17 protein-coding genes are annotated in these 22,986 nt (G+C 67.2%); 13 read left to right on the plus strand and 4 right to left on the minus strand.

What is annotated here, in order from left to right; all coding sequences use genetic code 11:
- The first annotated feature begins 41 nt into the window (after window positions 1-41).
- Window positions 42-1,361: an OprD family porin gene (locus tag J5M73_RS27645; RefSeq protein ID WP_207816594.1), complete on the plus strand. Its 1,320-nt coding sequence runs from the start codon at window positions 42-44 to the stop codon at window positions 1,359-1,361.
- 21 nt (window positions 1,362-1,382) lie between these two features.
- Here the strand turns inward: J5M73_RS27645 and J5M73_RS27650 are convergent, their stop codons facing one another.
- Complete coding sequence (locus J5M73_RS27650) at window positions 1,383-1,904, minus strand: MarR family transcriptional regulator (protein ID WP_207166061.1); 522 nt, start codon at window positions 1,902-1,904, stop codon at window positions 1,383-1,385.
- Window positions 1,905-2,111: 207 nt separating this feature from the next.
- Between J5M73_RS27650 and J5M73_RS27655 the strand changes: the two genes are divergently transcribed.
- The 6 genes from J5M73_RS27655 to J5M73_RS27680 all read left to right on the plus strand — a co-directional run bounded on the left by J5M73_RS27655 (window position 2,112) and on the right by J5M73_RS27680 (window position 11,499).
- A complete protein-coding gene (locus tag J5M73_RS27655; RefSeq protein WP_010567568.1) occupies window positions 2,112-2,942 on the plus strand; it encodes a p-hydroxycinnamoyl CoA hydratase/lyase in 831 nt (276 codons plus the stop codon).
- A gap of 105 nt (window positions 2,943-3,047) precedes the next feature.
- The gene (locus J5M73_RS27660; protein ID WP_207816597.1) at window positions 3,048-4,496 is read left to right on the plus strand and encodes an aldehyde dehydrogenase; all 1,449 of its coding nucleotides are present in this window, start codon (window positions 3,048-3,050) and stop codon (window positions 4,494-4,496) included.
- 226 nt (window positions 4,497-4,722) lie between these two features.
- The gene (locus J5M73_RS27665) at window positions 4,723-6,606 is read left to right on the plus strand and encodes a feruloyl-CoA synthase (RefSeq protein ID WP_060841966.1); all 1,884 of its coding nucleotides are present in this window, start codon (window positions 4,723-4,725) and stop codon (window positions 6,604-6,606) included.
- Window positions 6,603-7,844 (plus strand): thiolase family protein, encoded by a 1,242-nt coding sequence (locus tag J5M73_RS27670; protein WP_207816599.1) that lies wholly within the window; start codon window positions 6,603-6,605, stop codon window positions 7,842-7,844. Before J5M73_RS27665 ends, J5M73_RS27670 begins: the two co-directional genes overlap by 4 nt.
- A gap of 59 nt (window positions 7,845-7,903) precedes the next feature.
- A complete protein-coding gene (locus J5M73_RS27675) occupies window positions 7,904-9,658 on the plus strand; it encodes an acyl-CoA dehydrogenase (protein ID WP_207816601.1) in 1,755 nt (584 codons plus the stop codon).
- Window positions 9,659-10,173: 515 nt separating this feature from the next.
- Window positions 10,174-11,499 carry an MFS transporter gene (locus J5M73_RS27680; protein ID WP_207816604.1) on the plus strand — a complete coding sequence of 442 codons (1,326 nt, stop codon included), beginning with the start codon at window positions 10,174-10,176 and terminating at the stop codon, window positions 11,497-11,499.
- A gap of 33 nt (window positions 11,500-11,532) precedes the next feature.
- Here the strand turns inward: J5M73_RS27680 and J5M73_RS27685 are convergent, their stop codons facing one another.
- Complete coding sequence (locus tag J5M73_RS27685; RefSeq protein WP_060839780.1) at window positions 11,533-12,429, minus strand: LysR family transcriptional regulator; 897 nt, start codon at window positions 12,427-12,429, stop codon at window positions 11,533-11,535.
- A 116-nt stretch (window positions 12,430-12,545) separates the two neighbouring features.
- On the opposite strand from J5M73_RS27685, the gene mdlC reads away from it, so the two are divergent.
- From mdlC to J5M73_RS27715, 6 genes are all read left to right on the plus strand, one after another.
- Entirely contained in the window at window positions 12,546-14,132 is a 1,587-nt protein-coding gene (mdlC, locus tag J5M73_RS27690) for a benzoylformate decarboxylase (protein ID WP_102863126.1), read from the plus strand.
- 82 nt (window positions 14,133-14,214) lie between these two features.
- Entirely contained in the window at window positions 14,215-15,606 is a 1,392-nt protein-coding gene (locus tag J5M73_RS27695; RefSeq protein ID WP_207816606.1) for an MFS transporter, read from the plus strand.
- A gap of 38 nt (window positions 15,607-15,644) precedes the next feature.
- Entirely contained in the window at window positions 15,645-16,568 is a 924-nt protein-coding gene (locus J5M73_RS27700) for a 2-dehydropantoate 2-reductase (protein WP_207816608.1), read from the plus strand.
- Between the two features lie 154 nt (window positions 16,569-16,722).
- Window positions 16,723-18,198, plus strand: a complete 1,476-nt coding sequence (locus J5M73_RS27705) for an aldehyde dehydrogenase family protein (protein WP_207816609.1) — start codon at window positions 16,723-16,725, stop codon at window positions 18,196-18,198.
- Between the two features lie 119 nt (window positions 18,199-18,317).
- Window positions 18,318-19,574: an OprD family porin gene (locus tag J5M73_RS27710; RefSeq protein ID WP_207816611.1), complete on the plus strand. Its 1,257-nt coding sequence runs from the start codon at window positions 18,318-18,320 to the stop codon at window positions 19,572-19,574.
- 231 nt (window positions 19,575-19,805) lie between these two features.
- On the plus strand, window positions 19,806-20,519 hold the full coding sequence (locus J5M73_RS27715) for a GntR family transcriptional regulator (protein WP_060839774.1): 714 nt from the start codon (window positions 19,806-19,808) through the stop codon (window positions 20,517-20,519).
- Window positions 20,520-20,695: 176 nt separating this feature from the next.
- On the opposite strand, the gene J5M73_RS27720 is transcribed toward J5M73_RS27715, so the two are convergent.
- Window positions 20,696-21,646, minus strand: a complete 951-nt coding sequence (locus J5M73_RS27720) for a PDR/VanB family oxidoreductase (protein ID WP_102863130.1) — start codon at window positions 21,644-21,646, stop codon at window positions 20,696-20,698.
- Between the two features lie 59 nt (window positions 21,647-21,705).
- Window positions 21,706-22,764 carry an aromatic ring-hydroxylating dioxygenase subunit alpha gene (locus tag J5M73_RS27725; protein ID WP_102863131.1) on the minus strand — a complete coding sequence of 353 codons (1,059 nt, stop codon included), beginning with the start codon at window positions 22,762-22,764 and terminating at the stop codon, window positions 21,706-21,708.
- Between the last annotated feature and the right edge of the window lie 222 nt (window positions 22,765-22,986).

The following is a 22,986-nucleotide window of genomic DNA, read 5'->3' on the forward strand; positions in this document are numbered from 1 at the left end:
CGTTCGCCCCCTAAAACAACAACAAAAAATGGACATCGGACATGCCAAATCTCCCCACCAACGCCGTTGCGGCGTCAGCTTCCTGTGTGCCCAGTCTCCCCACGCGGCTGGCTCTGGCCTTGCTGGGCTTGAGCCTGTTGCCCGGCCCAGTCCGGGCGGCGGGTTTTATCGACGACAGCCACGGCACCCTGACCTTGCGCAATTACTACCTGGATCGCGACTACAAGGACGATGGGGCGAAGACCGCCGCCCGGGAATGGGCCCAGGGTTTCATCATGAACATGGAGTCGGGGTTCACCGAGGGCAGCGTCGGTTTCGGCCTGGATGTGCGCGGGCTGCTGGGGGTCAAGCTCGACTCCTCGCCGGACCGCAGCGGCACCGAACTGCTGCCGGTGTCGGCCAGCGACAAGCGCGCCGCGGATGAATACTCGCGGCTGGCGCCCGCCGCCAAACTGCGCTTTGCCCAGACCACGGTGAAGACCGGCGATGTCTCGATCTTCCTGCCGTTTGCCTTTGCCAGCCCGTCGCGCCTGCTGCCGCAGACCTTTCGCGGCACCACCCTGAGCTCCAGGGACATCGACGGCCTGACCCTCAACACCGGCTACATCGACCGCATCAACAAGCGCGACTCCACCGACTACCAGGCCATGACCATTGCCTCGCCCAACCGGCGTTTCAATGCCACGGCCAGCACCTCGCACCTGGCGTACCTGGGGGGCGACTACCAGGTCAACAAGGACCTCGGCCTGCGCGCCTATCACGCCCAGGTGGCCGACCTCTACCAGCAGGACACCCTGGCCCTGCTGCACAACCTGCCCCTGGGCGATGGCGTGCTGAGCAGCGACCTGCGCAGTTTTTTCAGCCGGGAAGACGGCAGCGCCAAGGCCGGTCGGGTCGACAACCGCAACCTCTCGGCGCTGTTCGGCTACACGTTCGGCGGGCACCGGGTGAGCCTGGGCTACATGCATTCCAGCGGCGACACGGCCACGCCCTACATCTCCGGCACCGAGTTGATGGGCATGAGCGAGCTGACCATGAGTTCGGACTTTCTCAACGCCAAGGAGCGCACTTGGCAAGCCATCTACGACTATGACTTTGCCGCCTCCGGCCTGCCCGGGCTCAAGAGTCGGCTGCGTTACGTGCGCGGCGACCATATCGAGCTGGCGGCCTTCAATGCCAGCGACCGCAAGGAGCGCGAGTTTCAGATGGAGTTGGGGTACGTGCTGCAGAGCGGTCCGTTGAAGAACCTCGGGCTGGTGGCGCGCAAGTCGATCTATCGCAATGATTTCCCGGCGGGCGCGGCGTTCCGCGATGAAAACCAGACCCGCTTCCTGGTGCTCTACACCTTGCCGATCTGGTAGGCCCGCAAGCACCTTGCCGCCTCAGCGTGCCGACCCTGTGCCGGCACCTTGGCTTTGGTCCTGGTAAACCTTCTTCAGCAGGCGCAGCAGTTCTTCGCGCTCCTCGCCACTCAAGGCCGAGGTGGCGTCGACGTCGCTTTGCGCGGCGATCTGCTTGAGCTCCTTGAGCAGGGTTTCGCCGGTCTTGCTGAGGAAGATCCCGTAGGAGCGCTTGTCCGGCTTGCAGCGCACCCGTACCGCCAGCGCGCGGCTTTCCAGTTTGTTGAGCAGGGGCACCACTTGCGGCGGCTCGATGGCCAGGGCGCGAGCCAGGTCGGCCTGCATCAGCCCCGGGTTGCTGTCGATGATCGCCAGGGCCGAGAACTGCGCGGGCCGCAGGTCGTGGACCGAGAGCCGGCCGATCAGGTTCTGGAACAGCTTGAGCTGGGCGCGACGCATGGCGTAGCCAATCAGTTCGTCCAGGGCCGAATCCAGCGGCGCCTGGACCTCGGCGTTGGCGGGTGGGGCCTCGCGCGGGTCGGCGAGGGGAGCGGGCTTGGCCATGACAAAAACATCCTGGGTCGGTTAACAAGGCTATCCAGTTTGCCGGGGTCGGCCGCTGATAGCTACGTTTGCCTGTGTTGGCAGGCGTTGCAGAAGGATTTTTCCGCGGTGAAGAAAAATGGTTAATCAAATTAATAGTTAATTGACATAACTATTTTTGCGGTTTAATTTCGACCCATCTTCAAGCCAGAACAAGAGAGCATCGCCATGAGCAACTACGAAGGTCGCTGGACAACGGTCAAGGTCGAAATCGAAGAGGGCATTGCCTGGGTCATCCTCAATCGCCCGGAAAAACGCAACGCCATGAGCCCGACCCTGAACCGGGAAATGATCGACGTGCTGGAAACCCTGGAGCAGGACCCGGCCGCCGGCGTGCTGGTGCTGACTGGCGCCGGTGAAGCCTGGACCGCCGGCATGGACCTCAAGGAGTACTTTCGCGAGGTGGATGCCGGCCCGGAGATCCTTCAGGAAAAAATCCGTCGCGAAGCCTCCCAGTGGCAGTGGAAACTGTTGCGCATGTACGCCAAGCCGACCATCGCCATGGTCAACGGCTGGTGCTTCGGTGGCGGCTTCAGCCCGCTGGTGGCCTGCGACCTGGCGATCTGCGCCGATGAGGCGACCTTCGGCCTCTCGGAAATCAACTGGGGCATCCCGCCGGGCAACCTGGTGAGCAAGGCCATGGCCGACACCGTGGGTCATCGCCAGTCGCTGTACTACATCATGACCGGCAAGACCTTTGGCGGGCAGAAAGCCGCCGAGATGGGCCTGGTCAATGAAAGCGTGCCCCTGGCGCAATTGCGTGAAGTCACCATTGAACTGGCGCGCAATCTGCTGGAGAAAAACCCGGTGGTGCTGCGTGCCGCCAAGCACGGCTTCAAGCGTTGCCGCGAGCTGACCTGGGAGCAGAACGAAGACTACCTGTACGCCAAGCTCGATCAGTCGCGCCTTTTGGACACCGAAGGCGGCCGCGAGCAGGGCATGAAGCAGTTTCTTGACGACAAGAGCATCAAGCCCGGCCTGCAGGCGTATAAACGCTGAGCCCGGCCGGCGAACGGCGGGCCCATCCCGCCGTTCGCCATGCCCCTGGCCTTACTGTTACACCGCTGCGCTGCATTCCCGACAAAGACAACAAGAGGAATCACCATGCTGGACGTGCCCCTGCTGATCGGTGGCCAGTCGCGCCCCGCCGGCGACGGTCGAACCTTCGAACGCCGCAACCCGGTGACCGGCGCGGTGGTATCGCGCGTGGCCGCCGCGACCCTGGACGATGCCGACGCCGCCGTGGCCGCGGCCCAGGCCGCATTCCCCGCCTGGGCGGCCCTGGCCCCCAACGAACGCCGCAGCCGCCTGCTCAGGGCCGCCGAGCAATTGCAGGCCCGCAGCGAGGAATTCATCGCCGCCGCCGGCGAGACCGGGGCCATGGCCAACTGGTACGCCTTCAACGTGCGCCTGGCGGCCAACATGCTGCGTGAAGCGGCGTCGATGACCACCCAGATCAACGGCGAAGTCATTCCCTCGGATGTCCCCGGCAGTTTCGCCATGGCCCTGCGCCAACCCTGTGGCGTGGTGCTGGGCATCGCCCCGTGGAACGCCCCGGTGATTCTCGCCACCCGGGCCATCGCCATGCCCCTGGCCTGTGGCAACAGCGTGGTGCTCAAGGCTTCCGAACTGAGCCCGGCGGTGCATCGCCTGATCGGCCAGGTGCTGCAGGACGCCGGCCTGGGCGATGGCGTGGTCAACGTCATCAGCAATGCCCCGGCCGATGCCGCGGCGATTGTCGAGCGGCTGATCGCCAACCCGGCGGTGCGCCGGGTCAACTTCACCGGTTCGACCCATGTCGGGCGGATTGTCGGCGAGCTTGCGGCGCGCCACCTCAAGCCGGCCTTGCTGGAGCTGGGCGGCAAGGCGCCGCTGCTGGTGCTGGACGATGCCGACCTGGATGCAGCTGTCGCGGCCGCGGCGTTTGGCGCCTACTTCAACCAGGGGCAGATCTGCATGTCCACCGAGCGCCTGATCGTCGATGCCAAGGTGGCCGATGCCTTCGTCGCCAAGCTGGCGGCCAAGGTCGAGAGCCTGCGCGCCGGCGACCCGGCAGCCGCAGATTCGGTGCTCGGTTCGCTGGTGGATGCCAGCGCCGGCACGCGTATCCGGGCACTGATCGACGATGCCCTGGAGCAGGGCGCGCGGCTGGTGGTCGGCGGGCAACTGGACGGCAGCATTCTGCAGCCGACCCTGCTCGACGGCATCACCGCATCGATGCGCCTGTACCGCGAGGAGTCCTTCGGACCGGTGGCGGTGCTGCTGCGCGGCAGCGGCGATGAAGAGTTGCTGCGTCTGGCCAACGACTCCGAGTTCGGCCTGTCGGCGGCGATTTTCAGCCGCGACACCGGGCGGGCCCTGGCCCTGGCGCAACGGGTCGAGTCGGGCATCTGCCACATCAACGGGCCCACCGTGCACGACGAGGCGCAGATGCCGTTTGGCGGCGTCAAGTCCAGCGGCTACGGCAGTTTTGGCGGCAAGGCCTCGATCGAACACTTCACCCAATTGCGCTGGGTCACCTTGCAGAACGGCCCGCGGTACTACCCGATCTGATCCGTCGCCACGGGCGCGGTGCCCTCTGAACCGGCTTTCGATCTGGCGAACAACGCTTTTTAACGCCGCGTCAGCCAAGCGCAGCAGATCGCAAGCAGGTTCTTGAGCACGCGGCCCGTGTGCAGGCAGGGCATAACAATAACAAGGCCGCAGCCCCCGGCTGCCACGCTTGCCAGCTGTCGCCCTGCGTGCGCGGCGCAGGCGTGCCTTGATGGAGGACATGTACGTGAGTTGCCAATTCAGAGCGCCATCCCCACCCGCGGCCGAGCCGCCGCGTTACCGCCAGGTGTCCATCGGCCGGCCGGCGGTTGCCGTCAGTGAAGAGCAGGGCGTGTTGCACATGCGCTCCCTGGAACCCCTGGCGCCCTTGCCGCAGCGCTTGCTCGATCGCCTGCTGCACTGGGCCCGGGTGCGCCCCGAGCAGACCTTCATTGCCGCCCGCGAGGCCGGCGGCGACTGGCGCCGGGTCAGCTATGGGCAGATGCTCGACAGCGTGCGCGCCATCGCCCAGGGCCTGCTCGGCTACGGGTTGTCCGCCGACAAGCCGCTGGCGCTGCTTTCGGGCAATGACATCGAACACCTGCAACTGGCCCTGGGCGCGATGTACGCCGGGATTCCCTATTGCCCGGTGTCGCCGGCCTATTCGCTGTTGTCCCAGGACTTTGCCAAGCTGCGCCACGTCTGCGACCTGTTGCAGCCGGGGCTGGTGTTTGTCAGCGATGCTGGCGCCTACCAGCGGGCCATCGACGCGGTGCTGCCCCCCGAGACGCCGCTGATCTGTGTGCGTGGCCAGGTGCCGGGGCGACGCCAGGCGAGCTTCGCCAGCCTGCTGGCCGAGCCCGGTGGGGCCGAGGCCGATGCGGCCTTTGCCGCCACCGGGCCGGACAGCATCGCCAAGTTTCTCTTCACCTCGGGCTCGACCAAGCTGCCCAAGGCAGTGATCACCACCCAGCGCATGCTCTGCGCCAACCAGCAGATGCTGTTGCAGACCTTCCCGGTGTTCGGCGAAGAGCCGCCGGTGCTGGTGGACTGGCTGCCCTGGAACCACACCTTCGGTGGCAGCCATAACGTCGGCATCGTGCTCTACAACGGCGGCAGTTTTTATCTGGACGACGGCAAGCCCACGGCCCAGGGCTTCGCCGAGACCTTGCGCAACCTCAAGGAGATCTCGCCCACCGCCTACCTGACCGTGCCCAAGGGCTGGGAGGAACTGGTCAACGCCCTGGAGCAGGACGCCGAGCTGCGCGAGTGTTTTTTCAAGCGCATGAGCCTGTTCTTCTTCGCTGCCGCCGGGCTGTCGCAAAGTGTCTGGGACCGTCTCGACCGGGTCGCCGAGCAGCATTGCGGCGAACGCATCCGCATGATGGCCGGGCTCGGCATGACCGAGGCCGCGCCGTCCTGCACCTTCACCACCGGGCCGCTGTCGATGGCCGGCTACATCGGCCTGCCGGCACCGGGGTGCGAAGTGCGCCTGGTGCCGGTGGACGGCAAGCTCGAGGGGCGCTTTCGCGGGCCGCACATCATGCCCGGCTACTGGCGCGCGGCGCAGCAGACCGCCGAAGTGTTCGACGCCCAGGGCTTCTATTGCTCGGGGGATGCACTCAAGCTCGCCGACCCCCAGGACCCGCAGTTGGGGCTGATGTTCGACGGGCGCATTGCCGAGGATTTCAAGTTGTCGTCCGGGGTCTTTGTCAGTGTCGGCCCGCTGCGCAATCGCGCGGTGCTCGAAGGCTCGCCCTATGTCCAGGACCTGGTGGTGGCCGCCCCGGACCGCGAGTGCCTGGGGGCCCTGGTGTTCCCGCGGCTGTATGAATGCCGGCGGCTGGCGGCGCTGGGCGCCGAGGCCAGCGATGCCCAGGTGCTGGCCAGCGCGCCGGTGCGCCAGTGGTTCGGCGACTGGTTGCAGCGCCTGAACCGCGAGGCCAGCGGCAACGCCAGCCGCCTGGAGTGGATCGCCCTGCAGGTGGAGCCGGCGTCCATCGACCGCGGGGAAATCACCGACAAGGGCTCGATCAACCAGCGCGCGGTGTTGCAGTGGCGCGCCGAGCAGGTCGAGGACCTGTATCGCGGCCGCGAACCGTCGATCCTGCGCGCCGAGCCCAAGCCATGAACGGCGCCGGGCAGTACAGCGAGTTTGCCGATGTGGCGATCCTTGAGGCGTTGCGCACGCCCTGGGTCGACCTTGGCGGGGACCTGGCGGAGATCTCGCCGATCGATCTGGGGATCAAGGTCGGCCGCGAGGTACTGCAGCGCGCCGGCATCGATGCCCGGGCGGTGGACAGCGTGCTGGCCGGCTCCATGGCCCAGGCCAGTTTCGACGCCTACCTGCTGCCCCGGCACATCGGCCTGTACAGCGGCGTCGGGCAAGCGGTGCCGGCCCTGGGGGTGCAGCGCATCTGCGCTACCGGTTTCGAGCTGTTGCGCCAGGCGGCCGAGCAGCTGCGGGGCGAGGTGCAACTGGCGTTGTGCGTGGCCAGTGAATCGATGTCGCGCAACCCGATTGCCGCCTACACCCATCGCGGCGGCTTTCGCCTGGGGGCGGCGGTGCAGTTCAAGGACTTCTTATGGGAGGCGCTGTACGACCGGGCGCCGGGGCTGGACATGATTGCCACCGCCGACAATCTGGCGCGGCGTTATGGCCTGACCCGCGAAGCCGTGGACGGCTATGCCTGCGCCAGCCATCAGCGGGCCCTGGCGGCGCAGCAGGCGGGCTGGTTCGCGCCGGAAATCGTCGCCGTAAGCCAGCAGACCTTCGAGCTCGACGGCTATCGACCGCGCGGCATTCGCCTGCCACGGGGTGTCGAGACGGTCAGCCGGGACAGTCATCCGCGTCCCAGTGAGTTGTCTGCCCTGGCGCGCTTGCGGACGATCCACGAGGGCGGGGTGCAGACCGCCGGCAACAGTTGCGCGGTGGTCGATGGCGCGGCGGCGGCCCTGGTCGGGCGGGCGTCGGCCTGCAGTGCTACGCCCCTGGCGCTGTTGCTGGGCAGTGCGGTGGTCGGGGTGGCGCCGGAGTGCATGGGCATCGGTCCGGCCCCGGCGATCCGCCTGCTCCTGCAGCGCAGCGGCCTGGGCCTGGAGCAGATCGGTCGCCTTGAAATCAACGAGGCTCAGGCGGCCCAGGTACTGGCCGTGTCCCGGGAGCTGGAGCTGGACAGTGACCGCCTGAATACCCGGGGCGGCTCCCTGGCCCTGGGTCATCCCCTGGCCGCCAGCGGCCTGCGCCTGGTGCTGACCCTGGCCCGGCAACTGCGCGAGCACAACCTGCGCTACGGAATCGCCGCCGCCTGCGTGGGAGGCGGCCAGGGCATGGCGCTGCTGATCGAAAACCCGGCCTGGCGCGGCTGAGCCCGACCGGCCCGCCGCCCCTGGCGGGTCATTCTATTTCTACTCGATGAGGTGTCCCCATGTGGAGCTACCAGGCGCCGCTGCGCGATATGCAATTTGTCCTTGAGCACTGGCTGGAGGCCCCCGAGGCGTGGCGTCGGAGCCCGGCGTTCGAGGCGCTGGACCTGCCCCTGGCGCTGCAGGTGCTGGAGCAGGCCGGGCGTTTCAGCCAGGACGTGCTGGCGCCGCTGAACGCCAGCGGCGATCGCCAGGGCTGCCGGTGGGCGGACGGGCAGGTCAGCACCCCGCAGGGGTTTGCCGAGGCCTACCGGGCCTATGTCGAGGGCGGCTGGCCGGCCCTGGCTTGCGCCGAAGCCCTGGGTGGCCAGGGCCTGCCGCAGCTGCTGGACGCGGCGCTGCAAGAGATGCTCTACGCCAGCAACCACGCCTGGGCCATGTACACCGGCATCGCCCACGGCGCCTACCTGTGCCTCAAGACCCACGGCGCGCCCTGGCTCCAGGAGCGCTACCTGCCGGGGATCATCAGCGGCGCGAGCCTGCCCACCATGTGCCTGACCGAGCCCCAGGCCGGCAGTGATGTCGGCCTGTTGCGCTGTCGCGCCGAGCCCCAGGCCGACGGCAGCTATCGCCTCAGCGGCAGCAAGCTGTTCATTTCCGGCGGCGAGCATGACCTCACCGACAACATCCTGCACCTGGTGCTGGCCCGGCTGCCGGGCGCGCCGGAGGGCAGCCGCGGGATCTCGCTGTTCCTGGTGCCCAAGCGCCTGGAGCGGGGCCAGGGTAACGGCGTGCGCTGCGACGGCATCGAACACAAGATGGGGATCAAGGGCAGCGCCACCTGTTCCCTGGTGTTCGAGGCGGCCCAGGGCTGGCTGGTGGGCGAGGCCCATCGCGGCCTGGCGGCGATGTTCGTGATGATGAATTCGGCGCGCCTGCACGTGGGCCTGCAAGGCCTGGGGCATGTCGAAGCGGCGTGGCAGAACGCCCGTGACTACGCCGGCGAACGCCAGCAGATGCGTGCGCCCTTGCGTCCCGCCGGGGTTGCTGCCCAGGCCGCCGACCCGATTCGCTACCACCCGGCCATGCGCCGCGTGCTGCTGGAATTGCGCGCCACCAGCGAAGGCCTGCGGGCCATCGGCTACTGGGCCGCGCACTTGCTGGATCAGGCCGAGCATCACCCTGAACCCCAGGTCCGGCGCCAGGCCGATCAGCTGGCGCAACTGCTGACGCCGATCATCAAGGCGTTCTTTACCGAGCAGGGCTTTCGTCAGGCCAGCAACGCCTTGCAGGTCTTCGGCGGCTACGGCTACGTCGCCGAGTTCGCCATCGAGCAGACCCTGCGCGACAGTCGCATCGCCATGATCTACGAAGGCAGCAACGAGATTCAGGCCAACGACCTGCTGTTGCGCAAGGTGCTGGGGGATGGTGGGCAGGGCTTCGCGCTGTTGCTTGAGCAATTGCGCGATGAGGCCGGGCACAGCGCCCAGGTGCCCGAGTGCGCGGGGTTCGCCCGGTCGTTGGCGGATCTGGCCGAGGCGTTGCAGGCACTGGTGGCCCAGGTGCAGCAGTGGGCGCTGGAGGATGCCGAGTACCCGTATCGCGCGGCCGGGGATTTTCTGGCGTTGTGTGGCCTGAGCCTGCTGGCACTGGCCTGGACCCGGGCGGCACGGGTGTCGCGCAGGCTGCCCGAGGGCGACCCGCTGCGTGGGGCCAAGCTGGAGACGGCGGGGTTCTTTTTCAGCTACCTGTTGCCCCAGGTCGAACAGCGGATGACGGCGGTACGCAACGCCCGGGCAGGGTTGGCGTTTATCTGAGGTGATGCAGGTTATTGGATCCAATCAAGGGGGCAAACCTTGTGGCGAGGGAGCTTGCTCCCGCTGGGGTGCGCAGCGCCCCCAGCGCTGGCCGGCGAGCGTTTCCAGGCCTACCGCACCCGCAGGCTGTGCGATGGCTGTGCCATCGAACGGGAGCAAGCCCACTCGCCACATGCTTGGTTGGCCGATAATCGCCCGCTAATCCCGGCGCCGTGTCGGGCACCTAAGCGTTTGATCCTTATGGAAATTGACCCCGCCCATGGCTGGCCAAGGGGTTTTTGAGCAGCCTTTTCAGCCCGCTTATCCCTTGCCAATGGATCCATTAAGCGCTTTATTGGCGACCTGGCGATGGCAGGAGCCCTCCTGACCGTCCGCAATAAAAACAACAAAAAGGGTTTCGTCATGAATGTCTTTTCGACGGCGTGCAGCCACCTGGCTGGCGCGCGCTGGCTGTCTGTGTGCACAGGTTCGCTGGGTGTTGCGCTTCGGCTCGTGGCCGAACGGCAGGTGCGGCCATGAACGGTGATCTCAAGCAACGGCTCGATCAGGGGCCGATGGGTGCGTTCCAGTGCCTGGCGATCGGTATCTGCATCGTCCTCAACATGATCGACGGCTTCGATGTGCTGGTGATGGCCTTCACCGCCGCCTCGGTGTCCGCCGAGTGGCAACTCAACGGCGCGCAGATCGGCCTGCTGCTCAGTGCCGGGTTGTTCGGCATGGCCGGCGGTTCGCTGTTTATCGCGCCCTGGGCCGATCGCTTCGGGCGCCGGCCGCTGATTCTGGGGTGCCTGTTGCTGTCCGGTATCGGCATGCTGCTTTCGGCCACCAGCCAGAGTCCGTTGCAACTGGCGTTGTTGCGCGGCCTGACCGGCTTGGGCATCGGCGGCATCCTGGCCAGCAGCAACGTGATCGCCGCCGAATACGCCAGCCGCCGCTGGCGGGGGCTGGCGGTGAGCCTGCAATCCACCGGCTATGCCCTGGGGGCGACCCTGGGCGGCTTGCTGGCGGTGTGGCTGCTGAGCCACTGGGGCTGGCGCTCGGTGTTTGTGTTTGGCGGCGTCGTCACCTTACTGGTGATCCCCCTGGTGCTGCTCTGGCTCCCTGAATCCCTGGACTTTCTCCTGGCCCGGCGCCCGGCCGATGCGTTGCCGCGGGTCAATCGCCTGGCCCAGCGCCTGGGGCACCCGACGCTGGCGCGGCTGCCCGCGGCGGCGCTGCGCGAGGAGGGCGCCGGCAGCGGCTTCGGCCAGCTGTTCGCCGGGCCGATGCGGCGCACCACGCTGCTGATCTGGCTGTTGTTTTTCCTGGTGATGTTCGGCTTCTACTTCGTCATGAGCTGGACCCCGAAACTGCTGGTGGCCGCCGGGCTTTCGGCGCAGCAGGGGATCACCGGCGGGGTGCTGCTGAGTGTCGGCGGGATCTTCGGCGCGGCGCTGATCGGCGGCTTGTCTTCGCGCTGGCCGCTGACCCGGGTGCTGTCGCTGTTCATGCTGGTGACCGCCGGACTCCTGGTGCTGTTTGTCGGCAGCGCCTCGTCGATTGCCGCGGCCCTGGGCCTGGGGTTGCTGATCGGGCTGTTCGCCAACGGCTGCGTGGCCGGGCTGTATGCCTTGTCGCCGGTGGTCTACGACGCTTCGGTGCGGGCTACCGGAGTGGGCTGGGGGATCGGCATCGGGCGCATCGGCGCGATTGTCTCGCCGACGGTGGCCGGGGTGCTGCTGGATGCCGGCTGGCAGCCGCTGCACCTGTACGGGGTGTTTGCCGTGGTCTTCGTGCTGGCGGCGGCTTGCCTGTTGCTGCTGCGCCCGGCGCCGCCGCAGGCGCAAGCGGCCCTGGCCTAGCCTGCGCAACCGGATGCGCCCGCGGGCGCTGCTTCACGCCTGGCCGTCGATGATCGCCGCGGCCACGGTCTGGCGGAACCAGGTCAGGGCGGCGGAGCTGTCGCTGTTGGGGTGCCAGTGCAGGGACACGTCGAACTCCCCCACCGGGAACGGCAGCTCCAGTTGCCGCAGGCCGCCTTCGAGGGTGAACAGGCGGGCGATCTGCGCCGGCAGCACCGCCAGCAGGTCGGTGCCGGGCAGGACCTTGGGCAGCACCGAGAAGTGCGGCACCTGCAGGCTGATGCGGCGCGTGGCGTTCATCTGTTTGAGCACGTCCTCGACGCTGCCGTGGCCGGTGGTGCGGGTCACGGCGATGTGCCGTTCGGCGAGGAACTGTTCCAGGCTCAGGTGTTCGCCGATGCGCGGGTGGCGGTCGCTGAGCAGGCACACGTAGCGCTCGCGGATCAGTACCTGGCTGCGGGTGCCGGTCAGGGGCTTGCGGCAGATCAGCGCGTCGACCTTGGCACTGCCGAGCCATTCCCCGGCCTGGTCCACCTGCAGCGGCAGGACCTCGACTTCGGCCTCCGGGGCCTGCTGGTTCAGGCGCGCCAGGATCAGCGGCAGAAAGCCCATTTCGCCGAGGTCGGAGAGGGCGATGCGAAAGCGTCGCTCGGTGGTCGCCGGGTCGAAGTGCCGGGTGCTGTGCACGGTGTTTTCGATCCGCGTCAGGGATTCGCGCAGGGGCGGGTACAGCTCATCGGCCAGTTGGCTGGGCTGGATGCCGTCGCGGCTGCGGCTGAACAGGCCGTCGTCGAACAGGTCCCGCAGCCGCGCCAGGGCGTAGCTGACCGAGGGCTGGGTGACGAACAGGCGCTCGGCGGCCAGGGTCACGCTGCGGGCTTCGTAGAGGGTGACGAAGGTGCGGATCAGGTTCAGATCGATGTGGCTCATGCTGCCTCATGGATATAGATGGATCTTATTTTTAATAGAAATAGTATCGATTTGATCAATTTCATCGCGGCTGCAAGAGTAACTCAAATTCTAAAAAAGCAGCGGCAAAGGTCCCTATGAAAACCGTCCATAGCGCTTCCTACGACATCCTCCGGCAACACGGCCTGACCACGGTGTTCGGTAACCCGGGTTCCAACGAGTTGCCCTTTCTCAAGGGCTTTCCCGAAGACTTCCGCTACATCCTCGGCCTGCACGAAGGCGCGGTGGTCGGCATGGCCGACGGCTTCGCCCTGGCCAGCGGCCAGCCGGCGTTCGTCAACCTGCATGCGGCGGCCGGCACCGGCAACGGCATGGGCGCGCTGACCAATGCCTGGTACTCCCACAGCCCGCTGGTGATCACCGCCGGCCAGCAAGTGCGCTCGATGATCGGCGTCGAAGCCATGCTGGCCAATGTCGATGCCGCGCAGTTGCCCAAGCCCCTGGTCAAGTGGAGCCATGAACCGGCCTGCGCCGAGGATGTGCCCCGGGCCCTGAGCCAGGCCATCCACATGGCCAGCCAGGCGCCCAAGGGCCCGGTGTACCTGTCGATTCCCTACGACGACTGGGGTCGTGCCGCCCCGGCCGGGGTCGAGCACCTGGCCCGGCGCCAGGTGGCCACGGCCGGGCTGCCTTCGGCGGCACAATTGCGCCAGCTGGTACAGCGTCTGGTGGCGGCGCGCAACCCGGTGCTGGTGCTGGGGCCGGATGTGGACGGCAGCCAGAGCAACCACCTGGCGGTGCAACTGGCGGAAAGACTCGGCATGCCGGCCTGGGTCGCGCCGTCCGCGTCCCGCTGCCCGTTCCCGACCCGCCACCCGAGCTTTCGCGGGGTGCTGCCGGCGGCCATCGCCGGCATCAGCCGCTGCCTGGCGGAGCATGACCTGATCCTGGTGGTGGGCGCCCCGGTGTTCCGTTACCACCAGTTCGCCCCGGGGGACTACCTGCCCGAGGGGTGCGAGCTGCTGCACATCACTTGCGACCCCGGCGAAGCAGCACGCTCGCCCATGGGCGATGCGCTGGTAGGGGACATTGCCGAGACCCTGCAGGCCCTGGTCTGGGCGCTGCCGGAGTGCGACCGGCCGCAGCCGCCAGCCTTGCCGGCACCGGCGCCGGTCGAGGAAACCGGCGGCCTGCTGCGCCCGGAAACCGTGTTCGACGTGATCAACGAGCTGGCGCCCAGGGATGCGATCTACGTCAAGGAATCCACCTCCACCGTCGGCGCCTTCTGGCAGCGAGTGGAAATGCGCGAGCCCGGCAGTTACTACTTTCCGGCGGCTGGCGGCCTGGGCTTCGGCCTGCCGGCGGCGGTGGGGGTGCAACTGGCCCGGCCCGAGCGGCGGGTGATCGGGATCATCGGCGACGGTTCGGCCAATTACGGCATCACCGCGCTGTGGACCGCCGCCCAGTACCAGATCCCGGTGGTGTTCATCATTCTCAAGAACGGCACCTACGGCGCCCTGCGCTGGTTCGCCGATGTGCTGCAGGTCAGCGATGCGCCGGGGCTGGACGTGCCGGGCCTGGACTTCTGCGCCATCGGCCGCGGCTACGGTGTGCACGCGGTGCAGGCCAACACCCGCGAGGCGTTTGCCGAGGCGTTTGCCGCGGCCCTGGCGGGCCAGCGCCCGGTACTGATCGAGGTGCCGACCCTGACCATCGAACCCTGAAGACAGCCTTGTCGCCGGGCCCGGTGCCCGGCCTTGCCCACCGCAGCTTGCGGACTCACCAGAAGAATAAAAAGAGGTGGATATGAACACGACTTCGGTCACAGCAGCGATAGACGATGCGCCCCAGTCGGCGCGTTGCGCTCCCTCCCATGCCGACATCGGCACCTTGCTCGACCAGGGCCCCTTCACCGGCATGCAGAAGCTGGTGGTGCTGTTGGCGGCGCTGTCCATCGTCATGGACGGCTTCGACGGTCAACTGATCGGTTTTGCCATTCCGCTGATGATCAAGGAATGGGGCATCACCCGCGAGGCGTTCGCCCCGGCGGTGGCCGCCGGGCTGATCGGCATGGGCATCGGCAGTGCTTGTGCCGGACTGTTCGCCGATCGTTTCGGCCGGCGCATGGCGGTCATCGCCAGCGTGTTCGTGTTCGGCGCGGCCACCTGCGCCATTGGCCTGGCGCCCAATGCGCTGGCGGTGGCGGTCCTGCGCTTCATCGCCGGCCTGGGCATCGGTGGCGCGCTGCCCAGCGCGACCACGGTGACGGCGGAGTTCACCCCGGCGCGGCGGCGCACCCTGGCGGTGACCGCGACCATCGTCTGCGTGCCCCTGGGCGGTATGCTGGCGGGGCTGTTCGCGTCCCATGTGTTGCCGCTGTATGGCTGGCGCACGCTGTTCTTCATTGGTGGCAGCCTGCCCATGGTGCTCGCCCTGCTGTTGCTGGTGACCCTGCCGGAGTCGCCGCGCTTTCTGGCGCGCCGACCGCAGCGCTGGGGGGAGTTGAGCGCGTTGCTGGGGCGCATGGGCCGGCCCATGGCCGCAGGGGTGAGCTACAGCGATGCCCTGGAGCAGAAGAGCGAGAAGCAGGGCGGTTTCCGCAGTCTGTTCGACCGGGGCTACGGGCGCGACACCCTGGCCCTCTGGGTGGCCTTCTTCATGTGCCTGACCGCAGTCTACAGCGCCTTCAGCTGGCTGCCGACCATGCTCCTGGCTGAAGGCCTGGAGCTGTCGGTGGCCGGTTCCGGGTTGACCGCCTACAACCTCGGCGGGGTCATCGGCGCGCTGGTCTGTGCGGTGGCCATCACCCGCTGGGGCTCGTTCTGGCCGTTGCTGATCTGCTGTGCCGGCGGCGCGGCCAGCGCCTTTGCCTTGCAGGGGGTGGATATCCATCAGCACACCGGCTTGCTGATCTTCGGCTTCGGCGTGCACGGCCTGTTCGTCAACGCGGTGCAGTCCACCATGTATGCGCTGTGTGCCTTTATCTACCCCACCGGCGTGCGCGCCACCGGCACCGCCTCGGCCCTGGCCTTCGGGCGCCTGGGGGCGATCCTCAGTGCCTTCGCCGGGGCCCTGGTGATCACCCGGGGCGGCGCCCAGGGCTACCTGACACTGCTGGGCGCGGTGATGCTCATGGCGCTGATCGCGCTGCTGATCGTGCGCCGGCACATTCCCCGGCGCCTGCCGGGCCAGTCATGAACGTGGCCCTTGAAAGGCTCATTCCATCAGGAGGTTCGATGAACATCACCATTCTCGGCGCGGGCGCCATGGGTTCGCTGTTTGGCGGCCTGCTGGCCGAAAGCGGGCAGCAGGTGACGCTGCTGGACATCAACGACGCGCATCTGGCGGCCATCCAGCGTGACGGCCTGTTGCTGGCCACCGACCACGGCGAGCGGCGCATCCGGGGCTTGAACGCCTGCCGCCCGGAACAGGCCAGCGGGCACCCGGACCTGCTGCTGGTCTTCACCAAGACCCTGCACACCGACAGTGCCTTGCGCAGCGTTGCCGGGCATATCACCCGGCACACCCGGGTGCTGACCCTGCAGAACGGCCTGGGCAACGCCGAAGCCGTGTCGCGGCACGTGGCCGCGCAGCAGGTGCTGATCGGCATGACCAACTGGCCGGCCGACCTGCTCGGGCCGGGGCAGGTGCATTCCCATGGCCAGGGCATGGTCCGGGTGCTGGCCCTCGACGAGGGTGAGCGCCAGGCCAGCGCTGAAGTGGCGGCGGTACTGGATGCGGCCGGGCTGAGCTGCGCGGTGGACCCCGAGGTGTGGACGTCGATCTGGGAGAAGGTCGCCTTCAACGCGGCGCTGAACAGCCTGTGCGCGGCCACCGGCTGCACCGTCGGCCAGTTGGACGCGGCGCCGGAAGGCGTGGCGCTGGCCCGGGCCATCGTCATGGAGGTGGTGGCCGTGGCCGGCGCCCAGGGCATAGTGCTGGATGCCCAGCGCTGCCTGGACAGCGTGGCCTTTGCCATGGCCAACCACCGCAGCCACAAGCCCTCGATGCTGCAGGACGTGCTGGCCGGACGGCCCACGGAGATCGGCGCGATCAACGGCCAGGTAGTGGCCCGGGCGCGGCAGGCGGGGGTGGCGGTGCCCCACACCGAAACCCTGCTCGGTCTGCTGCGGCTGATCGAGCAACGCGCTGCCGTGTAGGAGCCTGCTTGCCGGCGAACAGGGCCTTGGGTCTTGCGTGCTTGTTGCGGGCGTCTTCGCTGGCAAGCCAGCTTCCACACCAGCCAGCTCCCATACAAGCCGGTTTTTGGGCGACACATCGGTTTATGAATGCTGTTTCTTGAGGAGATTTTTCATGAGTGAATCCAATGCGGTCTATCGCGATCTGCATCTGCAACCCATCGCCGGGCAGTGGCGCGCCGGTGCCGCCGGCAAGCCCCTGGCGGTGACCAACCCATACGATGGCGCGCTGTTGCTGGAAGTGGCCCAGGCCAACCGCAGCGACCTGGATGCGGCCTACGCCAGGGCCGCCCATGTGCAGCCGCAATGGGCGGCCCTGGGCCCGTCGCAGCGTGCGGCGGTGCTGCACCGGGCGGTGGCGATCTTCGACCGGCGCCAGGAGGAAATCGTCGACTGGATCATCCGCGAATCCGGCAGTACGCGGATCAAGGCCCTGGCCGAGTGGGGCGCGGCGCGGGCCATTACCCTGGAGTCGGCGTCGTTCCCGGCGCGGGTCCATGGGCGGATTGTCGAGTCCGATGTACCGGGCAAGGAAAGCCGGGTGTACCGCAGCGCCCTGGGGGTGGTGGGGGTGATCAGCCCGTGGAACTTTCCGCTGCACTTGACCCAGCGTTCCATCGCTCCGGCCCTGGCCCTGGGCAACGCGGTGGTGGTCAAGCCGGCCAGCGATACCCCGGTGTGCGGCGGCCTGCTGCTGGCGAGGATCTTCGAGGAAGCGGGGCTGCCCGCCGGGGTGTTCAGCGTGGTGGTGGGGGCCGGCAGCGAGATTGGCGATGCCTTTGTCGAGCACCCGGTGCCGGCGCTGATCACCTTTACCGGCTCGACCCCGGTGGGGCGCGGTATCGGCCGCATCGCCAGTGGTGGCGAGCATCTCAAGCACGTGGCCCTGGAGCTGGGGGGCAACAGCCCGTTCGTGGTGCTCGACGATGCCGACCTGGAGCAGGCGGTGAACGCCGCGGTGTTCGGCAAGTTCCTGCACCAGGGGCAGATCTGCATGGCGATCAACCGGATCATCGTCGATGAGCGGCTTTACGAGGCCTTTGCCCAGCGTTTCGTGGCCCGGGTCAAGCAACTCAAGGTGGGGGATCCGCAATCGCTGGAGACGGTGATCGGCCCGGTGATCAATGCCCGCCAGTTGCAGGGCCTGAAGGACAAGATCGCCCTGGCCCGGGAGCAGGGCGCCGAGCCGCTGTACGAGGGCGGGGTGAACGCTAATCTGCTGGCGCCCCATGTCTACGGCGAGGTGCGGGCCGACATGGACCTGGCGCGCAATGAGATCTTCGGCCCGCTGGTGGGGCTGCTGCGCGCTCGGGATGAAGCCCATGCCCTGGAGCTGGCCAATGCCAGCGAGTTCGGCCTGTCCAGCGCGGTGTTCACCCGCAGCCTGGAGCGCGGGGTGAACTTCGCCCGCCAGGTGCGCGCGGGCATGACCCACATCAACGATGTGCCGGTGAACGATGAGGCCAACGCGCCGTTCGGTGGCGAGAAGAACTCCGGTCTGGGGCGCTTCAACGGCGACTGGGCGATCGACGAGTTCACCCGCGACCACTGGATCAGCGTGCAACACCGGCCGCGTCAGTATCCCTTCTGACGGGCTGACTTGAACAACCCCGGCCGCCCTGGCCGGGTTTTTGAGCATCCGTGAATGGACGGGCCGTCACGGGCCTGTCGGGGCACGGCTGCGTCCATGAAAAACGGAGAACAATAATAATGAACACCCGTCATCCGATGCTTTGCCGTTCCCTGGTCGGGGCTTGTCTGTCAGCGGGCCTGTGCGCCCCTTCCTGGGCTGGCGAGGACAGCGGTTTCTTCGAGGGGAGCAAGACCGACCTGCTGCTGCGCAACTACTACTTCAACCGGGATTTTCGCGACCACGACGCGCCCAAGGGGCAGATCGAGGAGTGGGCCCAGGGCTTCATCCTCAAGTTCAGCTCCGGCTACACCCCGGGCACCGTGGGTGTTGGCCTGGATGCCATCGGCCTGTTCGGCCTCAAGCTCGACAGCAGCCGCCGGGTCAGCGGTTCGGAGTTGCTGCCGGTGCACGACGACGGCCGCGCGGCGGACAATTTCGGCCGCGCCGGGGCAGCGTTGAAGGCGCGGATTTCCGCCACCGAGTTCAAGCTCGGCGAACTGCTGCCGGACGTGCCGCTGCTGCGCTATGACGATGGCCGCCTGCTGCCGCAGACCTTTCGCGGGGCCATGCTGGTGTCCCGCGAGATCGACGGCCTGGGCCTGCAGGCCGCGCAGTACCGGGCAGTGAGCCTGCGCAACTCGTCGGACATGCAGGACCTGTCGGCCTGGGCCGCGCCGGGGGTGAAGTCCGATGGCTTCAACTACGTGGGCGCCGACTACCGCTTCAACCAGCAGCGCACCCTGTTCGGCGCCTGGCATTCGCAACTGCAGGACATCTACCGCCAGAGCTATTTCAACCTGCAGCACAAACAGCCGCTGGGCGACTGGGTGCTGGGGGGCAACCTGGGCTACTTCATCGACCGCGATGATGGCAGCGCGCGCATCGGCCGGGTCGACAGCCACACCGCCTATGGCCTGTTTTCCGCCGCGCGGGCCGGGCACACGCTGTACCTGGGGGTGCAGAAGGTCAGCGGCGACAGCCCCTGGATGTCGGTCTATGGCAGCAGCGGCCGGACCCTGGGCAACGACATGTTCAACGGCAATTTCAGCAACGCCGGCGAGCGTTCCTGGCAGCTGCGCTACGACTATGACTTTGCCGCTTCCGGGGTTCCCGGGCTGCTGGCCATGGTGCGTTACGGGCGTGGCGACAACGCCACCACCAAGGCCGGCAAGGACGGCCATGAGTGGGAACGTGATACCGAGATCGGCTACACCCTGCAGAGCGGCACCCTGAAGAACCTCAGCCTGCGGCTGAACAACGCCACCAATCGGCGCAGCTTCAACAGCGACTTCGACCAGACCCGGCTGATCGTCAGCTACCCCTTGTCACTCTGAAAACCCTGTAGCCGCTGCCGCAGGCTGCGAACGCTCTGGGCGGCACTTCGTCGCAGGAGGCGCAGCGGTTTCGAAGGCGCTGCAGGTTCGGCGGGAGAGCGCCAGGCAAGGTCCTGCGGACCTTTGCGCAGCTTCGCGGGCTCAGCAGCGGCTACAGGTATTGTCGGGGGGCGTGTTGTGGCGGGCCTTGCGTTACTATGGCCGCCCACCTTTTTTAAGGAAGCTGCCCGGATGAGCAAACCCGGTCAAACGGTGCTGGTCGCGCTGCGCAAGATGATCGCCTCGGGCGAGCTGGCGGCAGGCGAGCGCTTGATGGAAGTGCCTACCGCCGAGCGCTTCGGGGTGTCGCGCATGCCGGTGCGCATGGCGTTTCGCACCCTGGAGCAGGAAGGCCTCTTGGTGCGTTTCGGCGGTCGCGGTTTTCAGGTGCGGTCGGTCAGCGCCGAGGACATTGCCGGGGCGGTGGAGGTGCGCGGGGTGCTGGAAGGCCTGGCGGCGCGCCAGACCGCCGAGCGCGGGCTGTCGGCCGAGGGCCGGGCGATTCTCGAACGTTGCCTGGTCGAGGGCGATGCACTGTTCGACAAGGGTTATGTCAACGAGGAAGACCTGGAGGTCTACCACGACCTCAACATGCGGTTTCACCAGGTGATCGTGGCGGGCAGCGGCAACCCGGCGATCGCCGATGCCCTGGCGCGCAACGACCATCTGCCGTTCGCCTCGGTCACCGCCCTGGCGGTGGATCGCCAGGACATGGCCCGGGAATACCGGCGCTTCAACTACGCCCACATGCAGCACCATTCGGTGTTCGACGCCCTGGTCAATGGCCAGGGCGCGCGGGCCGAAGCGCTGATGCGCGAGCATGCCAACGCCACCTTGCGCTACGCCGAGATCTTCGGCTCGGCCGTGGCCGACGAGCGCATGAAGCTGATCCTGCCCTCGCCGTGAGGCGCAAGGCGCTGTCCGAACCGTTTTGAGACGTAGGTCAGGCAAGGCGAAAACGGTCGAGGAGCGGCCGGGGGCGCGTTCGATTTTACGGGGTGTCAATGAGCATTCCGATCGGACTCGCGCACAAGACCGTTTTCAACGCAGCATCACCGAGTATCGAGGCTTTCGTGCAAAACCTAGAGATCCAGCACCAGTAACGGGGTCTTGGCGCGGGAACAGCAGGGCGTGAACTGATCGTTGCACGCCTGTTCTTCCTCGGTGAGGAACAGGTCGCGGTGCTCCGGCACACCCTCCAGTACCCGGGTCAGGCAGGTGCCGCAGATCCCTTGTTCACAGGAAATCGCCACTTCGATGCCCTGGTCCTGCAGCACCTGGACCACGCTGCGATCGGCCGGCACCTGGAACACCTGGCCGCTGCTGGCCAGCTTGACCGCGAAGCTGCCGTCGCTGCCGTGGTCCACGGGCGCGGCGCTGAAGTACTCGCGGTGCAGGCATTGTTCCTTCCAGCCCAGGGCCCTGGCGCTGTCCAGTACGTGTTGCATGAACCCGCCGGGGCCGCAGACGTACAGGTGCAGATCATCCTGCGGCGCGGCCAGGGCGTGCGCGATATCCAGGGCCGTCTCGGGCTGCTCGTCGAAATGCAGGCTGACCCGCTCGGCGAAAGGCGATTGCCGCAGGCGCGGGACAAAGGCCGCGCGCTCGGTGGAACGGGCGCAGTAGTGCAGCTGGAAATCCGCGCCGCCGTGGGCCAGGTGCTCGGCCATGCTGAGGATCGGGGTAATGCCGATGCCGCCGGCGAACAGCAGGCTGCGCCGCGCGCCGGGGGCCAGGGCAAACAGGTTGCGCGGCTGGCTGATGCGCAGGCGGGTGCCCACTTCCAGCTCTTGGTGCAGGCTGCTTGAGCCGCCTCGCGAGGCCGGATCCTTGAGCACCCCGATCACGTAGCGGTGGCGTTCTTCGGGGTGGTTGCACAGTGAATATTGGCGCACCAGGCCGTTGGCCAGATGCACGTCGATATGGGCGCCGGCGCTGAAGGCGGGCAGGGGGCTTGCGTCGGCCGCGGCCAGTTCGAAGCTGCAGATGTCCAGGGCTTCGTTGTGGCGCGCGACCACCAGTACGTCGATCATTGTCGGTCCTCGCCAGTGGCCGCATCCGGGCCGGCTGGCTGTCGGGGGCGGAGAAGGGCTTAACGGCTTGCCGCGATCAGTGCTTCCCGGGGCTCGCGCTCCTGGGCGATCAGGCGTTCCAGTACCCGTCGCGACTGCACGCCGCCGGCGTCGATGTTCAGCTTGAGCAGGCTGCGCTGGGGCTGGGCGAGCAGGTTCTGCTGCTGGCGTTCGAGCATCTCCAGGTCTTCGCTGAAGATCTTGCCCTGGCCTTCGCGGATGCTGGCGGTGAGGGCCTGGTCCTGGGGGTTGAAGTTGCGTGCCATGCCCCAGAAGTACCAGATCGAGGTGTCGCTTTCGGGGGTGATGAAATCCACCACGATGCTCGATGCCTTGAATGCCGCCGGGGCGTCGTAGCCGCCGTGGCCGGCGTGGGCCACGCCGACTTCGATCAGCACATGGCTGGGCGGGCTGAAGCGGCAGATCTGCCAGCGGTCCACCGGCACGTCGTCGGCTAGCTGGTTGCCGCGCAGGGCCATGCGCCAGAACGGCGGCGGCATGACGTTGTGCATATGGCGGGCGGTGACCACCTGATCGCCGTCCACGGTGGTTTGTGGCGGCGCCTCGTCGATCTCCTTCTGGCCGATGCTGGAGGCGTGGACGTAGGTTTCGTGGGTCAGGTCCATCAGGTTGTCGATCATCAGCCGGTAGTCGCACTGAATGTGGAACAACCCGCCGCCATAGGCCCACTGTTCGTTGTCGGCCCATTCCAGGTGATGGATCAGTGCCGGATCGGCCAGGCTCTGGTCGCCGGGCCAGACCCAGATGAAGCCGTAGCGCTCGACCGCGGCGAAGGTCTTGTTGCAGGGGAAGCCGCGTACCCGCTGGCCGGGCATATCCACGGTCTTGCCGTCGCAGCCCATCACCAGGCCGTGGTAGCCGCACACCAGGTTGCCGTTCTCGACATAGCCCAGCGACAGCGGGGCGCCGCGATGGGGGCAGAAATCCTCGACGGCGGCTACCCGGCCTTCGTGGGCGCGGTAGAACACCATTCGTTCGCCGCAGATCTGCCGGCCCAGGGGCTTGCCCTGCAATTCATCGGGGGTGCAGGCAACGTACCAGGCATTCTTGGGGTACATGACGTCTCTCCAGGCGTTTGTTGTTTTTATTTAATGGATCCATTAAAAGGTTCGCGCTCTGGGAGTGTCAAATGAATGCGCGGATTTTCTGTTCGATAATCGGCTATTTTTGAAGTTTTAGAGGTTTGTGGATCCATTGGTGTGATTTTTATGGATCCATTGGGCGCGTGTCAGCGCACCGCCGGGGCAGGGTGGGGCGTGGCTGCGGGGCCAGGCCAGGAG

The sequence above is a fragment of the Pseudomonas sp. 50_B genome (assembly GCF_017491625.1).
GTDB lineage: Bacteria > Pseudomonadota > Gammaproteobacteria > Pseudomonadales > Pseudomonadaceae > Aquipseudomonas > Aquipseudomonas danubii.

What these genes read in the sequence shown, in the direction of transcription:
- J5M73_RS27675 (WP_207816601.1), top strand. Translation starts at nt 7,904, where the DNA reads ATGTGGAGCTACCAGGCGCCGCTGCGCGATATGCAATTTGTCCTTGAG.
- J5M73_RS27655 (WP_010567568.1), top strand. Translation starts at nt 2,112, where the DNA reads ATGAGCAACTACGAAGGTCGCTGGACAACGGTCAAGGTCGAAATCGAA.
- J5M73_RS27660 (WP_207816597.1), top strand. Translation starts at nt 3,048, where the DNA reads ATGCTGGACGTGCCCCTGCTGATCGGTGGCCAGTCGCGCCCCGCCGGC.
- J5M73_RS27715 (WP_060839774.1), top strand. Translation starts at nt 19,806, where the DNA reads ATGAGCAAACCCGGTCAAACGGTGCTGGTCGCGCTGCGCAAGATGATC.
- J5M73_RS27700 (WP_207816608.1), top strand. Translation starts at nt 15,645, where the DNA reads ATGAACATCACCATTCTCGGCGCGGGCGCCATGGGTTCGCTGTTTGGC.
- J5M73_RS27725 (WP_102863131.1), bottom strand. Translation starts at nt 22,764, where the DNA reads ATGTACCCCAAGAATGCCTGGTACGTTGCCTGCACCCCCGATGAATTG.
- J5M73_RS27720 (WP_102863130.1), bottom strand. Translation starts at nt 21,646, where the DNA reads ATGATCGACGTACTGGTGGTCGCGCGCCACAACGAAGCCCTGGACATC.
- J5M73_RS27705 (WP_207816609.1), top strand. Translation starts at nt 16,723, where the DNA reads ATGAGTGAATCCAATGCGGTCTATCGCGATCTGCATCTGCAACCCATC.
- J5M73_RS27670 (WP_207816599.1), top strand. Translation starts at nt 6,603, where the DNA reads ATGAACGGCGCCGGGCAGTACAGCGAGTTTGCCGATGTGGCGATCCTT.
- J5M73_RS27650 (WP_207166061.1), bottom strand. Translation starts at nt 1,904, where the DNA reads ATGGCCAAGCCCGCTCCCCTCGCCGACCCGCGCGAGGCCCCACCCGCC.
- mdlC (WP_102863126.1), top strand. Translation starts at nt 12,546, where the DNA reads ATGAAAACCGTCCATAGCGCTTCCTACGACATCCTCCGGCAACACGGC.
- J5M73_RS27695 (WP_207816606.1), top strand. Translation starts at nt 14,215, where the DNA reads ATGAACACGACTTCGGTCACAGCAGCGATAGACGATGCGCCCCAGTCG.
- J5M73_RS27645 (WP_207816594.1), top strand. Translation starts at nt 42, where the DNA reads ATGCCAAATCTCCCCACCAACGCCGTTGCGGCGTCAGCTTCCTGTGTG.
- J5M73_RS27685 (WP_060839780.1), bottom strand. Translation starts at nt 12,429, where the DNA reads ATGAGCCACATCGATCTGAACCTGATCCGCACCTTCGTCACCCTCTAC.
- J5M73_RS27710 (WP_207816611.1), top strand. Translation starts at nt 18,318, where the DNA reads ATGAACACCCGTCATCCGATGCTTTGCCGTTCCCTGGTCGGGGCTTGT.
- J5M73_RS27680 (WP_207816604.1), top strand. Translation starts at nt 10,174, where the DNA reads ATGAACGGTGATCTCAAGCAACGGCTCGATCAGGGGCCGATGGGTGCG.